Origin of the sequence: Streptomyces sp. NRRL WC-3618 (assembly GCF_001280005.1) — a bacterium.
GTDB lineage: Bacteria > Actinomycetota > Actinomycetes > Streptomycetales > Streptomycetaceae > Streptomyces.
The window spans coordinates 149,654-162,745 of sequence record NZ_LGDW01000118.1 but is presented as its reverse complement, the minus strand read 5'-3'; the positions used below and the strand labels follow the sequence as shown (position 1 = coordinate 162,745).

General features: G+C 71.0%; 15 protein-coding genes. 11 read left to right on the top strand and 4 right to left on the bottom strand.

The genetic code is table 11. The features are described 5' to 3' along the window. From ADL01_RS14595 to ADL01_RS14570, 6 genes are all read left to right on the top strand, one after another. Nucleotides 1-1,002, top strand: coding sequence for a segregation and condensation protein A (locus tag ADL01_RS14595; protein WP_053742408.1), 1,002 nt, complete (start codon nucleotides 1-3; stop codon nucleotides 1,000-1,002). Continuing rightward, nucleotides 999-1,661 (top strand): SMC-Scp complex subunit ScpB, encoded by a 663-nt coding sequence (gene scpB / locus ADL01_RS14590; protein ID WP_053742407.1) that lies wholly within the window; start codon nucleotides 999-1,001, stop codon nucleotides 1,659-1,661. The genes ADL01_RS14595 and scpB overlap by 4 nt, the downstream gene beginning before the upstream one ends. Then, nucleotides 1,661-2,869 (top strand): pseudouridine synthase, encoded by a 1,209-nt coding sequence (locus ADL01_RS14585; protein WP_053742406.1) that lies wholly within the window; start codon nucleotides 1,661-1,663, stop codon nucleotides 2,867-2,869. Before scpB ends, ADL01_RS14585 begins: the two co-directional genes overlap by 1 nt. A gap of 287 nt (nucleotides 2,870-3,156) precedes the next feature. Next, nucleotides 3,157-4,017 (top strand): NUDIX hydrolase, encoded by an 861-nt coding sequence (locus ADL01_RS14580; protein WP_053742405.1) that lies wholly within the window; start codon nucleotides 3,157-3,159, stop codon nucleotides 4,015-4,017. Continuing rightward, the gene (locus ADL01_RS14575; RefSeq protein ID WP_053742404.1) at nucleotides 4,014-5,036 is read left to right on the top strand and encodes an ADP-ribosylglycohydrolase family protein; all 1,023 of its coding nucleotides are present in this window, start codon (nucleotides 4,014-4,016) and stop codon (nucleotides 5,034-5,036) included. Before ADL01_RS14580 ends, ADL01_RS14575 begins: the two co-directional genes overlap by 4 nt. Before the next feature lie 3 nt (nucleotides 5,037-5,039). Beyond that, nucleotides 5,040-5,810: a DNA polymerase beta superfamily protein gene (locus ADL01_RS14570; RefSeq protein WP_053742403.1), complete on the top strand. Its 771-nt coding sequence runs from the start codon at nucleotides 5,040-5,042 to the stop codon at nucleotides 5,808-5,810. Here the strand turns inward: ADL01_RS14570 and ADL01_RS14565 are convergent. From ADL01_RS14565 to ADL01_RS14550, 4 genes are read right to left on the bottom strand one after another with little or no spacing between them, the layout of a single operon-like run. Beyond that, nucleotides 5,736-6,500, bottom strand: a complete 765-nt coding sequence (locus tag ADL01_RS14565; RefSeq protein ID WP_053742402.1) for a DNA polymerase beta superfamily protein — start codon at nucleotides 6,498-6,500, stop codon at nucleotides 5,736-5,738. The two genes, ADL01_RS14570 and ADL01_RS14565, sit on opposite strands and share 75 nt — an antisense overlap. A 22-nt stretch (nucleotides 6,501-6,522) precedes the next feature. Beyond that, nucleotides 6,523-6,939 (bottom strand): Rieske (2Fe-2S) protein, encoded by a 417-nt coding sequence (locus ADL01_RS14560; protein ID WP_053742401.1) that lies wholly within the window; start codon nucleotides 6,937-6,939, stop codon nucleotides 6,523-6,525. Next, on the bottom strand, nucleotides 6,936-7,520 hold the full coding sequence (locus ADL01_RS14555) for a DUF6529 family protein (protein ID WP_053742400.1): 585 nt from the start codon (nucleotides 7,518-7,520) through the stop codon (nucleotides 6,936-6,938). The genes ADL01_RS14560 and ADL01_RS14555 overlap by 4 nt, the downstream gene beginning before the upstream one ends. Before the next feature lie 28 nt (nucleotides 7,521-7,548). After that, nucleotides 7,549-8,214 carry a hypothetical protein gene (locus tag ADL01_RS14550; protein ID WP_053742399.1) on the bottom strand — a complete coding sequence of 222 codons (666 nt, stop codon included), beginning with the start codon at nucleotides 8,212-8,214 and terminating at the stop codon, nucleotides 7,549-7,551. A gap of 272 nt (nucleotides 8,215-8,486) precedes the next feature. On the opposite strand from ADL01_RS14550, the gene aroH reads away from it, so the two are divergent. The 5 genes from aroH to der all read left to right on the top strand — a co-directional run bounded on the left by aroH (nucleotide 8,487) and on the right by der (nucleotide 13,089). Beyond that, nucleotides 8,487-8,849 carry a chorismate mutase gene (gene aroH / locus ADL01_RS14545; RefSeq protein WP_053742398.1) on the top strand — a complete coding sequence of 121 codons (363 nt, stop codon included), beginning with the start codon at nucleotides 8,487-8,489 and terminating at the stop codon, nucleotides 8,847-8,849. Next, nucleotides 8,846-9,931 carry a prephenate dehydrogenase gene (locus tag ADL01_RS14540; protein ID WP_053742397.1) on the top strand — a complete coding sequence of 362 codons (1,086 nt, stop codon included), beginning with the start codon at nucleotides 8,846-8,848 and terminating at the stop codon, nucleotides 9,929-9,931. The genes aroH and ADL01_RS14540 overlap by 4 nt, the downstream gene beginning before the upstream one ends. A gap of 215 nt (nucleotides 9,932-10,146) precedes the next feature. Continuing rightward, complete coding sequence (gene cmk / locus ADL01_RS14535) at nucleotides 10,147-10,824, top strand: (d)CMP kinase (RefSeq protein WP_053742396.1); 678 nt, start codon at nucleotides 10,147-10,149, stop codon at nucleotides 10,822-10,824. Further along, nucleotides 10,782-11,525, top strand: coding sequence for a lysophospholipid acyltransferase family protein (locus ADL01_RS14530; RefSeq protein ID WP_199834824.1), 744 nt, complete (start codon nucleotides 10,782-10,784; stop codon nucleotides 11,523-11,525). Before cmk ends, ADL01_RS14530 begins: the two co-directional genes overlap by 43 nt. 91 nt (nucleotides 11,526-11,616) lie before the next feature. After that, nucleotides 11,617-13,089: a ribosome biogenesis GTPase Der gene (gene der, locus ADL01_RS14525; RefSeq protein ID WP_053742395.1), complete on the top strand. Its 1,473-nt coding sequence runs from the start codon at nucleotides 11,617-11,619 to the stop codon at nucleotides 13,087-13,089. The last annotated feature ends 3 nt before the right edge of the window (nucleotides 13,090-13,092 follow it).

Sequence of the window (13,092 nt, the reverse complement as noted above, 5' to 3'; positions counted from 1 at the left end):
ATGACCTCGAACGACGCCCCCGCATCCGGCCCCGGCTCCGCCGGTCGTCGGCGTGTGCTGGGGCGGGGGCCGGGGGGCGCGCCGCCGGTCCCGGTCGAAGAGGACGTGGCCGAGGGCGCGGGGGTCGAGGAAGCGGCGGCGGACGTGCCGGAGTCCCCGGTTCCGCCGTCGGCACCCGAACCCGATGACGGGGTCTTCAAGGTCCGGCTCGCCAACTTCGAGGGGCCCTTCGATCTCCTCCTCCAGCTGATCTCCAGGCACAAGCTCGACGTCACCGAGGTCGCCCTCTCCAAGGTGACCGACGAGTTCATGGCGCACATCAGGGCGATGGGGCCCGACTGGGATCTCGACCAGACGACCGAGTTCCTGGTCGTCGCGGCCACCCTGCTGGACCTGAAGGCCGCGCGGCTGCTGCCCGCCGCCGAGGTCGAGGACGAGGCCGACCTGGCGCTGCTGGAGGCGCGCGACCTGCTGTTCGCGCGGCTGCTCCAGTACCGCGCGTACAAACAGATCGCCGACATCCTCAACCAGCGCCTCGACGACGAGGCCCGCCGGTATCCCCGTACGGTCGGCCTCGAACCGCACCACGCCGAACTGCTGCCCGAGGTCGTCATCAGCATCGGGGCGGAGGGGTTCGCGAAGCTCGCCGTGAAGGCGATGCAGCCCAGGCCCAGGCCGCAGGTCTACGTCGACCACATCCACGCGCCCCTGGTGAGCGTGCAGGAGCAGGCCCGGATCGTGGTCGCGCGGCTGCGGGAACTGGGCGAGGCCACCTTCCAGGACCTCGTCGAGGACACCGAGGACACGCTGACCGTCGTGGCGCGGTTCCTGGCGCTGCTGGAGCTGTACCGGGAGAAGGCCGTCGCCCTGGACCAGGAGACCGCGCTCGGGGAGCTGGTGGTGCGCTGGACGGGCGGGGAAGGCGACCGGGAGCCGACGGTCACCGACGAGTTCGACCGGCCGCCGGAGCCGGTGAAGCCAGGGAAGGACGAGAAGGCGTGAGCGAGGAGACCCCCGAAGTGCCGGCCGGGCCGCCGACCGTCGCCGATCTCGATCTCAGGCCCGCCCTGGAGGCCGTCCTCATGGTCGTGGACGAACCCGCGACCGAGGAACACCTCGCGAAGATCCTCCAGCGGCCCCGGCGGCAGATCGCGGACGCCCTGCGCGCGCTGGCCGACGAGTACACCGTCCAGGGGCGTGGGTTCGAGCTGCGGCTCATCGCCGGCGGCTGGCGTTTCTACTCGCGGCCCGAGTACGCGGCGGCCGTCGAGGGCTTCGTACTGGACGGGCAGCAGGCCCGGCTCACGCAGGCCGCGCTGGAGACGCTGGCGGTCGTCGCGTACCGGCAGCCGGTCAGCCGCAGCCGGGTCTCGGCCGTCCGCGGAGTCAACTGTGACGGGGTCATGCGGACCCTGTTGCAGCGCGGTCTGGTCCAGGAGGCGGGCACGGAACCCGAAACAGGTGCGATCCTGTACACGACGACGAACTACTTCCTGGAGCGGATGGGCCTGCGAGGCCTGGACGAACTCCCGGAGCTCGCACCCTTCCTCCCGGAGGCGGACGCGATCGAGGCCGAGACGCAGGAAGGTGTTCCGTCGTTCGATCCGGATGCTCCCGATGCTCCGGGTGCAGACGACGCAGACGACCAGACGGAATTTTGATGCGAAGCAGTAGCGGCAGCGGTAGCGGTGGCAAGAGTGGTGGCGGGCGCGGTAACTCTCGCGGCGCCGGCAGCGGCGGTGGCGACAGGCGCGGCCAGGGCCAGGGCCAGGGGCGCGGTCAGGGTCAGGGGCGAGGCCAGGGTCCGGGGCAGGGACGCGGTCAGGGTCCGAGCCAGGGACGCGGTCAGGGCCAGGCTCAGGGCCAGGGTCAGGCCCAGGGTCGCCCCAGTAAGCCGCGCCCCGAGGAGCGCCGCTACGACGTGGGACCGGGTGCCACCCCGGACGGTCCGAAGTCCGGGCGCGGTGCCTCCGCGCGCGGCGGTGCCAAGGGCGGGCCGAGGCAGGGTCAGAGCAGCGGCACCGGCCGTGGGCGCTGGGCGCCGGCGACCTCTCGTGAGTACGACGCGCGGGCCGAGGAGCGCAACCGGGAGCGGTACGCCGACAAGAAGGACGTCAAGCTGCCGAAGACGTTCCCGGGCGCCGAGCAGGAGGGCGAGCGGCTGCAGAAGATCCTCGCGCGTGCGGGCTACGGTTCCCGGCGGTCCTGCGAGGAGCTGATCGAGCAGTCACGCGTCGAGGTCAACGGCGAGATCGTGGTGGAGCAGGGGCTGCGAGTCGACCCCGAGAACGACGAGATCAAGGTCGACGGGCTGACGGTGGCCACGCAGTCGTACCAGTTCTTCTCGCTGAACAAGCCCGCGGGCGTCGTCTCGACGATGGAGGACAACGAGGGTCGGCAGTGCCTCGGCGACTATGTGACGAACCGCGAGACGCGGCTCTTCCACGTGGGTCGGCTCGACACCGAGACCGAGGGCGTCATCCTGCTCACCAACCACGGTGAGCTGGCGCACCGGCTGACCCACCCCAAGTACGGCGTGAAGAAGGTCTACCTCGCGCACATCGTGGGCCCGATCCCGCGTGACCTGGGCAAGCAGCTCAAGGACGGCATCCAGCTCGAGGACGGGTACGCGCGTGCGGACCACTTCCGGGTCGTCGAGCAGACCGGCAAGAACTACCTCGTCGAGGTCACCCTCCACGAGGGCCGCAAGCACATCGTGCGCCGCATGCTCGCGGAGGCCGGCTTCCCGGTCGACAAGCTGGTGCGCGTCTCCTTCGGTCCGATCACCCTGGGCGACCAGAAGTCGGGCTGGCTGCGTCGGCTGTCCAACACGGAGGTCGGCATGCTGATGAAGGAAGTCGATCTGTAGAGGCGTAGCAGCGCTAAGTGACGACGGCCGGTCCCGGAGCTTTCCGGGGCCGGCCGTCTTTGTTTGCCCGACCCCGCCAAGGGGCGCTGCGGCGCGCTGGAGGGGATCCGGTGCCCTTCAGGTCCCTCGGGGCCTCCTGACCCCTCCTGGGCGCTTGAGGGGGCGCTGAGGGGCTTTTGGCGTATGGGAGTCGTCAAGAAGGCTTGTGCGGGTGGGCCGCGCTCTTTATAGTCGGTGTGACTATTGGTCATGGTGACCATAAAAACGGCTGTGAGGAGGTGGTGGGCATGACCGCACCGCTGAACGGAGCGGGCCGGGGCCGGGCCCCGGAGGGGTACGACAAGTACGCCTTCGAACCCTTCGCCGTCACCGTCGATCTGGCGGTGCTCACCATCCGGGCGGGCGCGCTGCACGCGCTGCTCATCGAGCGCGGTCACGAGCCGTACGCCGGCCGCTGGGCGCTGCCCGGAGGCTTCGTGCTGCCCGACGAGTCCGCGGAGACGGCGGCCCGGCGTGAACTCGCCGAGGAGACCGGCCTGTCGGACGTGTCCGGGCTGCATCTGGAGCAGCTGCGCACCTACAGCGAACCCGACCGCGACCCGAGAATGCGGGTCGTGTCCGTGGCCTTCGCCGCGCTGCTGCCGCACGCCCCCGAACCGCACTCCGGCGGGGACGCGGCGCAGGCCCAGTGGCTGCGGTACAACGCGCTCGGGCCGCTCGCCTTCGACCACGACCGCATCCTCGCCGACGCCCACGACCGGGTCGGCGCCAAGCTGGAGAACTCCCGCATCGCGACCGCCTTCTGCCCGCCCGAGTTCACCCTCGGCGAGCTGCGGCACGTCTACGAGACCGTGTGGGGCACCCCGCTCGACCCGCCCAACTTCCGCCGCAAGGTGCTCGCCACCCCGGGCTTCGTCGAAGCCGTACCGGGCGCCGCACGCCTCACCGGCGGCCGGGGCAAACCCGCCGCGCTGTACCGCGCGGGCACCGCGGCCACCCTGAACCCCCCGCTGCTGCGCCCGGCCACGTCGGTGTCGCCCGCCGCGCCCCCTTCGCCTACGCCGGCCTCCGCATCAGCCTCCGCATCCCCTTCGTCCCCGTCATCCCCTACCTCGTCGCCGTCGTCACCGGAAGGACGCCCCGCATGACCACCACGACTGTCAGGAAGCGCGCCGCCAGCGGAGCGTTGATCGGGCTCGCGCTCGGCGACGCCCTGGGCTTCCCGACCGAGTTCAAGGACATCCCGTCGATCCTCGCCACCCATGGCCCCTGGCGGCAGATGGACCTGCCCACGCCCGCGATCGTCACCGACGACACGCAGATGACGCTGGCGCTCGCCCACGGGCTGCGTACGGCGATGGACCGGGGGCTGCTCACCCCGCTTCGGATGGAACGGCCGGTGCGCGAGGAGTTCGTGAACTGGTTCCAGTCGCCGGACAACAACCGGGCGCCGGGCCACACCTGCCTCGTCGCCTGCAACCTGCTCAAGAACGAGCGGCTGCCCTGGCAGGAGGCCAGCCAGCTCGGCTCCAAGGGCTGTGGCGCCAACATGCGCGTGGCGCCCGTGGGCCTGGCACCGGGGCTGAGCGACGAACAACGCGCGGGCGCCGCCCAGTTGCAGGCCGCGTTCACCCACGGGCATCCGACGGCCCTGGCCGCGTCCGACCTCACCGCGCACGCCGTACGGCTGCTCGCCCAGGGCGCCGACCCGGCCGAGCTGGTGACCCTGCTGCGTACGTACGCCCACGACAGCCGCAGCCGCTACTACCACCGCTGGCTGGGCGACCTGTGGACGCACAGCCATGATCCGAGCCCCGAGCACTTCATCGCCCGCGGCTGGGACGAGTGCCTGGCGATCCTGGACCGGCTCCGGCTCGCCCTCCGCACCGCCTCGCCCGAGGACGACCCCTGTCTCGCCACCGGCGCCGGCTGGATCGCCGAGGAGGCTCTCGCCACCGGCCTGCTGTGCTTCCTGCTCTTCCCCGGCGAGCCCCTCACGGCCCTGCGCCGCGCCGCCTGCACCTCCGGCGACTCCGACTCGATCGCCTGCCTCACCGGCGCCTTCGCCGGCGCCCACCACGGCACCGACGCCTGGCCGACCCCCTGGGTGGACCGCATCGAGTACGGGGGTGACCTGCAGACGCTCGGGGCGCTCTGGGACGCTTGACGGATGAACGACGCGCTGGGTCTCGCCGGCCTCCCCGATCTCGACCTGGCGCCGGTGGTCGCCGGAGAGCCCGACCCGGTGCTCTTCGCCACGGTCTCCGGCGCCCACCTCTACGGCTTCCCGTCCCGCGACTCCGACGTGGACCTCCGAGGCGTCCATCTGCTGCCCACCGCCGACCTGGTCGGCCTGCGCGAAGCGGCGGAGACCCGGTCGCGGATGTGGGTGCGGGACGGAGTCGAGCTTGACCTCGTCACCCACGATCTGCGCAAGTTCGTACGGCTGATGCTGCGCCGCAACGGCTATGTGCTGGAGCAGCTGCTGTCCCCCCTGGTCGTGCACACGACCGACAGCCACCACGAACTCGCCGTGCTCGCCGCCGGAGTTCTCACCAGCCACCACGCCCACCACTACCGGGGCTTCGCGCAGACGCAGTGGCGGCTCTTCGAGAAGAGCGGTGAACTCAAGCCGCTGCTCTACACGTTCCGGGCACTGCTCACGGGCATCCAGCTGATGCGCGGCGGCGGTGTGCAGGCGCATCTGCCCACGCTCGTCGAGGGGATCGGCGAGGCCCCCGTGTATCTGCCGGAGCTGATCGCGGCCAAGGCGGAGCGGGAGCACGGGCCGGCCGGTGTCGACCACGCGCGCGTGGCGGGCGATGTGGAGCGGCTGCACCGCGTACTGGACGACGCGCAGGGAGTCTCAGTGCTGCCGGACGCCCCGGTCGCGCACGACGCCCTGCACGACTTCGTCGTACGGGTCCGGCTGGCGGGCTGAGGCGCGACGGGCGCGGACGAGGAAGTCCTCGACGCGACGGCGGTCCGGTTCCTCGGGGAGCGGACTGCGGTGGGCGGCCTTCTCGGCCTCCTCCGCGAGGCCGGTCATGCGGGACTCGACCTCCGCCCACGGCACCTCGCCCCGCTTCACCGCCAGCAGCGGGCCGCGCTCGTCGCCGACGTCGATCGTCAGCGTGCCCGTGCGCAGCAGGTCGCGGCAGCTCATCAGGAGACGCAGCAGGTGCATCGCGTGCTTCCAGCGCGGCGCGCCGTGGACGCGGACGTCGGCCTCCAGCTTCTTGTGCTGGCCGAGCGCGTAGCGCGCGAACGTCTCGTGCGCCTGGCGGGAGAGGAACGCCTCGCGCAGGGCGAGGAGTTCACGCCCGGTGTCGTCGGCGTACTCCACGAGCGGGGAGTGGAGGCACTCCAGGATGTTGGGGTTGGCCCTCAGAGCCAGTGTGCAGAAGCGTTCCAGCTCCCAGCTGAACTGTTCCTCCGCGGGGCCCTCCACATGCGTCGGCGGCTTCTCGAAGCGCCAGAACAGGGGAGTGGGCGCGAGGAACACCCCGCGCCGGTCCGTGTCGCTGCCGTCCGTGGCCAGGCCGAAGGCGCGCGAACCCATCACACAGGCGTAGACCGTGTGATCACGTACGAGGGTTTCGGGGTTCTCGGGGCCGGAACGCGGGCGCATTCCGGGAGCGTACGCGGGAACGTCAGGCCAGGCGGATCGAATTTCCCGTCACCGTGATCTTCTTCTCGGCCAGCGGCCGTGTCGCCGGCGGGTTGGCCACCGAACCGTCCGCGATGTTGTATTTGCTGCCGTGGCAGGTGCAGTTGATGGTGCCGCCCTGGACGTTGGCCACCGGGCACTGCTGGTGCGTGCAGATCGAGGTGAAGGCCTTGAACTCGCCCTCCTTGGGCTGCGTCACCACGACCTGCTCGTCCTTGAAGACCTTGCCGCCGCCGACCGGGATGTCGGCCGTCGTGGCCAGTTCCTGACCGGGGGAGCCGGGGGAGCCTGCGGAGACCGACGTGGACCCGGACCCGGCGCCGTACTCGCCGCATCCCGCCGTGAGCGCCGCCGCGCCCGTCGCGAGGAGGACTGTGCGTCGCGTCGGGTCTTGCGTCATGTCGTCACTCCGAAGGTGCGGAAGAACCAGAGGGCGGAAGTGAGCCAGACGAGGGTCAGGACGGTGAAGAGGAGTCCGCCGACGACCGGCAACAGCCAGCCGGGCAGTCGATCCCAGCGAAGCAGCAGCATCTTTGCACTGAAAACGCCGAAGACGAAGCAACCCAGGAGAGAATGCCACATCACGCGTGAATCGTAGGTTTGAAACCCGAACGCGTACAGACAGTGCACCGCCACCGGAACCGCCACCAGGAACGCGATCCGCCCCGACCAGCGGTGCAGCGTCGCCGACCAACTCGGGCCCGGCAGTTTTCCGTACACCATGAGTGCCGACACGACCTGGACGAGTGCGAAACCGAACGCCGTCGTCGCGAGCCAGGACTTCACCGCGCCCGTGCTGCTGAACCCGGCGAGGTTGAAGGCGGTGCCCGCCGGGTCGTGGACCTTGCCGTACACCCCGAGGGCCAGAGCCACGGCGGCGGCGACGAGGGCCGGAACGAGGTAGTGGGCCGCGTTCGGGCCGCCGGCGGCCGGCGGACGCGGCGGGAAGCTCTGGGTGGCGGCGTTCGGGTCCACGGTCATGTTCGGCTCCCTGCGTGGAGGCGGTGCGTCATGGTGTGACCGGGCGGGCCGTGAGCCGCCGGCCGTCGATCGTCACCGCGCCGGTCTCCGGGTCGATCCGGGGCGCGGGGGAGGGCTTGCCGTCGCGGGTGAGGATGCCGACCTGTTCCCCGGTGGACAGCACGATCCAGCCGCCGTCGATCTTGGCGTTCCGTACGGTCGAGGTGGCTCGATAGAGCCCGGACGGTTTGACCGCCTTCTTCGCGGTGAAGGCGTAGTGCCCGCCCTCGATGTCGACCGTGCCGCGGATGCTCCTGCCCCTGAGGGTGCCGTTCAGTACGGAGCCGCCCCCGCCGGTGAGCTTCATCGAACCGTCGGTCCCGACATCGCCCTTGAGCCACGACTCCTTGTCATGGCCGTCGCAGAAGTACGCGATCGCCCTGCCGTCGCGCAGCGAGACCGACACCGCGGAGGAGTCGTCGTCCGTACGGCCCGCGTAGTCGGCGTTCGGCGCGGGAGCCCTGCTGGGCGACGGGGAAGGCGACGGGGACGCCTTCGTGGCGGTGGGCGCCGGCGCCGGTGACACCTTGGCGGCGGGTGGGTCGGCCTGGTACGTGGCTGTCGGCTTCGTCCCGGTCGTCGCGTTGAGCGACAGCATGAACAGGGCCAACAACAGTCCCGCGAGCAGTGTGAAAAGCGGTCCGGTGCGCTTCATTTGAGCCTCCCCCGAGGCGAGCTTCCTGCCATGAGAGCGGACCCGCGCCCCCGCGTCCAGGGCGCACGGGTGTGTTCGCGCTCCAAGTCGCGGATCGGGGCGAATCGGGTGACATTGACAGAGCCCGGCGCGCGTCGCGCGACGCGTCTCAGCGGGCGGGCGACGCGCGTCCGTTCCGCCCGGGCTGACTAGGCTGGATGCACCAGGAGCCGATCCGTGGATGCGAAACATGCGATCAGCTCCGAACACGTATATGAGCGAGGAGCATCACCGTGGCGGTACGAGCGGTCCGGGGCGCCGTCCAACTTGATCGGGACGAGGCCGGGCACATGGACGAGCGGGTCAGCGAGCTGCTCACCGCGGTCCTGGAACGCAACGGCCTCACCGCGGACGACCTGATCAGCGTCTGGTTCACGGCCACCCCCGACCTGCGCAGCGACTTCCCGGCCGCCGCGGCCCGCAAGCTCGGCATCGTCGACGTACCGCTGATCTGTGCCCAGGAGCTGGACATCGAGGGCGCGATGCCACGCGTGGTCCGGATCCTCGCGCACATCGAGTCGGACCTGCCCCGCGCCGACATCGCACACGTCTACCTCGGTGCCGCGGGCGCCCTGCGCAAGGACATCGCCCAGTGAGAACCGCACTCGTCGTCGGCACAGGCCTCATCGGTACGTCCGCCGCACTCGCCCTCGCCTCACGCGGCGTCGTCGTCCACCTCGCCGACCACGACCCCGAGCAGGCCCGTACGGCGGCCGCCCTGGGCGCGGGTACGGACGAGGCGCCCGAACGGCCCGTCGACCTCGCGATCATCGCCGCGCCCCCCGCGCATGTCGCCGGCGCCCTCGCCGACGCGATGCGCCGAGGCGTCGCGCGCGGCTACCTCGACGTGGCCAGCGTCAAGGGCGGTCCGCGCCGCGAGCTGGAGGCGCTGGGGCTCGATCTGGCGTCGTACATCGGCTCGCACCCCATGTCGGGCCGCGAGAAGTCCGGCCCGCTGGCCGCGACCGGCGACCTCTTCGAAGGCCGTCCCTGGGTGCTGACGCCGACCCGCGACACGGACACCGAGGTGCTGAACCTCGCCCTCGAGCTGGTCTCGCACTGCCGCGCCGTTCCCGTCGTCATGGACGCGGACGCCCACGACCGTGCCGTGGCCCTCGTCTCCCACATGCCCCACCTGGTCTCCAGCATGGTCGCGGCGCGGCTGGAGAACGCGGAGGAGGCGGCCGTACGGCTGTGCGGGCAGGGGATCCGGGACGTGACCCGGATCGCCGCGTCCGACCCCGGGATGTGGATCGACATCCTCTCCGCCAACCCCGGGCCGGTCGCCGACCTCCTCACGGACGTCGCCGCCGACCTGGAGGAGACGGTTCAGGCGCTGCGGTCCCTCCAGTCGTCCGACGAGTCGAAGCGGCGCGAGGGTGTCAGCGGGGTCGAGGACGTGTTGCGGCGCGGCAACGCCGGGCAGGTTCGGGTGCCCGGCAAACACGGGGCCGCTCCGCTGGTGTACGAGGTGGTTGCCGTTCTGATCGACGACCAGCCGGGACAGCTGGCGCGGATCTTCGCGGATGCGGGGCGGGCGGGGGTCAATATCGAGGATGTGCGCATCGAGCATGCGACGGGGCAGCAGGCGGGGCTTGTGCAGTTGATGGTGGAGCCCAAGGCGGCTCCTGTGCTTTCGGGGGCGCTGCGGGAGCGAGGGTGGGCGCTTCGGCAGTAGGGGTGCGGCGCCGTTGCTGGGGGCTCTGCCCCCAGACCCCCTGTCGGCCCTGAAGGGGCCTCGTCCTCAAACCCCCCCCAGAGGGGGGACCCCCAGACGGGCTGAGATTGCCGGGGCTGGTGTGCGGCCGGACGAGTGACTCGCACCCAGTAACCTTGTCCGGGGCGCCTTGCGTCCCCGCCCCACCACCCCGGACCAGGAAAGGTGCCTCCACAGTGGATCGCGCCGCAGTGATTGTCGCCATTGACGGGCCCTCCGGCACAGGCAAGTCGAGCACGTCCAAGGCCGTTGCCGCGCAGCTCGGGCTGAGCTACCTGGACACCGGGGCCCAGTACCGGGCGATCACCTGGTGGATGGTGAACAACGGCATCGACCTCACGGACCCCACCGCGATCGCCGCCGTGGCCGGCAAGCCCGAGATCGTCTCCGGTACGGATCCGGAGAACCCGACGATCACCGTGGACGGCACCGACGTCGGCGGCCCCATCCGCACCCAGGAGGTCACCTCCAAGGTCAGCGCGGTGAGCGCCGTACCGGAGGTGCGTGCCCTGATCACCGAGCTGCAGCGGTCCATCGCGGCGGCCGCCGAGAAGGGGATCGTCGTCGAGGGGCGGGACATCGGGACGACGGTGCTGCCCGACGCCGACCTGAAGATCTTCCTCACCGCTTCCCCGGAGGCGCGTGCCGCCCGGCGCAGCGGTGAGCTCAAGGGCGCCGACGTCGACGCCACCCGTGAGGCGCTGCTGAAGCGGGACGCGGCCGACTCCAGCCGTAAGACCTCGCCGCTCGCCAAGGCGGACGACGCGGTCGAGGTGGACACCTCCGAGCTGACCCTCCACCAGGTCATAGAGTGCGTCGTCACCCTCGTCGAGGAGAAGCGGGACGCGAAGTGAGCGTTCCGTCGAAGACGTCGAAGACGTCCGAGGCTCCTACGGCGCGCGGCGCCGAGGTGGGGCGGCGTATCGGCGTCGGCCTGATGTACGGGCTGTGGAAGCCGCGCGTCCTGGGCGCCTGGAAGGTCCCCGCGACCGGCCCGGTGATCCTCGCCGTCAATCACTCGCACAACATCGACGGCCCGATGGTCATCGGTGTGGCGCCCCGGGCGTCGCACTTCCTGGTCAAGAAGGAGGCGTTCATCGGTCCCCTCGGACCCGCCATGCACGCCCTCGGCCAGGTGAAGGTGGACCGCTCGACCGCCGACCGCACCGCCATCTCCCAGGCTCTGGGAGTGCTGGCGAACGGCGGAGTGCTCGGTATCTTTCCCGAGGGCAGCCGGGGCGAGGGCGACTTCGCCGCGCTGCGCGCGGGGCTCGCCTACTTCGCGGTGCGCAGCGGGGCCCAAGTCGTGCCGGTGGCCGTCCTGGGAAGCACGGACCGTCCCGGACGGTTGATAAAGGGGCTGCCCGCGCTGCGCAGCCGCGTCGACGTGGTCTTCGGTGACCCGTTCGAGGCGGGCGACGGCACCGGGCGGCGTACGCGTGCGGCGCTGGACGAGGCGACCGTACACATTCAGAAGCAGCTCACCGCGCACCTGGAGCACGCCAGACGGCTCACCGGCCGTCAGGAAAACGCCGGGCGCCCCGCTGAGCGCTGAGCGACACTTGAGTACTTGAGCAGTTTGAGTAGTGGATCACCCGATACCGGGGGGTTCCACCGATCACCACGATGAACGAGGTACGGACTTCATGAACGACCACATTTCCTCCGGCGGCTCGGGAGAGCATGAGCACGGAGAGCTTGGCGACGCCGAGTACGCGGAGTTCATGGAGCTCGCCGCGGTGGAGGGCTTCGACATCGAGGATGTCGAGGGCGCGATCGACGAGGCGGGCCACGGGCCGCTGCCCGTCCTCGCCGTCGTCGGGCGGCCGAACGTCGGCAAGTCGACGCTCGTCAACCGCATCATCGGGCGCCGCGAGGCCGTCGTCGAGGACAAGCCCGGCGTCACCCGCGACCGTGTCACCTACGAGGCCGAATGGGCCGGGCGGCGCTTCAAGGTCGTCGACACCGGTGGCTGGGAGCAGGACGTCCTCGGTATCGACGCCTCCGTGGCCGCGCAGGCCGAGTACGCGATCGAGGCGTCCGACGCGGTCGTCTTCGTCGTCGACGCCAAGGTCGGCGCGACCGACACCGACGAGGCGGTCGTCCGGCTGCTGCGCAAGGCCGGCAAGCCCGTCGTGCTGTGCGCCAACAAGGTCGACGGGCCGAGCGGTGAGGCCGACGCCACCTCCCTGTGGGCCCTCGGGCTCGGCGAGCCGCACCCCGTCTCCTCGCTGCACGGCCGCGGCACCGGCGACATGCTCGACGCCGTCCTGGAGGCGCTGCCCGAGGCGCCCGCGCAGACCTTCGGTGCCGGGGTCGGCGGCCCGCGCCGCATCGCCCTCATCGGCCGCCCGAACGTCGGCAAGTCCTCGCTGCTGAACAAGGTGGCCGGCCAGGAGCGCGTCGTCGTCAACGAGATCGCGGGCACCACCCGTGACCCGGTCGACGAGCTGATCGAACTCGGCGGCATCACCTGGAAGTTCATCGACACGGCGGGCATCCGCAAGCGCGTCCACCTCCAGCAGGGCGCCGACTACTACGCCTCGCTGCGTACGGCCGCCGCCGTGGAGAAGGCCGAGGTCGCCGTCATCCTGATCGACGGCTCCGAGAACATCTCCATCCAGGACCAGCGGATCGTCACCATGGCCGTCGAGGCGGGCCGTGCGATCGTCCTCGCGTACAACAAGTGGGACACGCTCGACGAGGAGCGCCGCTACTACCTGGAGCGGGAGATCGAGACCGAGCTCGCCCAGGTGGCGTGGGCGCCCCGCGTCAACGTCTCGGCGCGCACCGGCCGCCACATGGAGAAGCTGGTCCCGGCGATCGAGGCCGCCATCGCGGGCTGGGAGACCCGGGTTCCGACGGGCCGGCTGAACGCCTTCCTCGGCGAGCTGGTCGCCGCCCACCCGCACCCGATCCGGGGCGGCAAGCAGCCGCGCATCCTGTTCGGCACGCAGGCGGGCACCAAGCCCCCGCGGTTCGTGCTCTTCGCCTCCGGCTTCATCGAGGCCGGCTACCGCCGTTTCGTGGAGCGCCGGCTGCGCGAGGAGTTCGGCTTCGACGGCACGCCCATCCACATCTCGGTGCGGGTGCGTGAGAAGCGCGGCAGGAAGAAGTAGTAC

Bases quoted from the DNA above. Each gene is read 5' to 3' on its own strand.
- ADL01_RS14595 (WP_053742408.1), top strand. From the start codon at position 1: ATGACCTCGAACGACGCCCCCGCATCCGGCCCCGGCTCCGCCGGTCGT.
- ADL01_RS14585 (WP_053742406.1), top strand. From the start codon at position 1,661: ATGCGAAGCAGTAGCGGCAGCGGTAGCGGTGGCAAGAGTGGTGGCGGG.
- ADL01_RS14580 (WP_053742405.1), top strand. From the start codon at position 3,157: ATGACCGCACCGCTGAACGGAGCGGGCCGGGGCCGGGCCCCGGAGGGG.
- ADL01_RS14575 (WP_053742404.1), top strand. From the start codon at position 4,014: ATGACCACCACGACTGTCAGGAAGCGCGCCGCCAGCGGAGCGTTGATC.
- ADL01_RS14570 (WP_053742403.1), top strand. From the start codon at position 5,040: ATGAACGACGCGCTGGGTCTCGCCGGCCTCCCCGATCTCGACCTGGCG.
- ADL01_RS14565 (WP_053742402.1), bottom strand. From the start codon at position 6,500: ATGCGCCCGCGTTCCGGCCCCGAGAACCCCGAAACCCTCGTACGTGAT.
- ADL01_RS14560 (WP_053742401.1), bottom strand. From the start codon at position 6,939: ATGACGCAAGACCCGACGCGACGCACAGTCCTCCTCGCGACGGGCGCG.
- ADL01_RS14555 (WP_053742400.1), bottom strand. From the start codon at position 7,520: ATGACCGTGGACCCGAACGCCGCCACCCAGAGCTTCCCGCCGCGTCCG.
- ADL01_RS14550 (WP_053742399.1), bottom strand. From the start codon at position 8,214: ATGAAGCGCACCGGACCGCTTTTCACACTGCTCGCGGGACTGTTGTTG.
- der (WP_053742395.1), top strand. From the start codon at position 11,617: ATGAACGACCACATTTCCTCCGGCGGCTCGGGAGAGCATGAGCACGGA.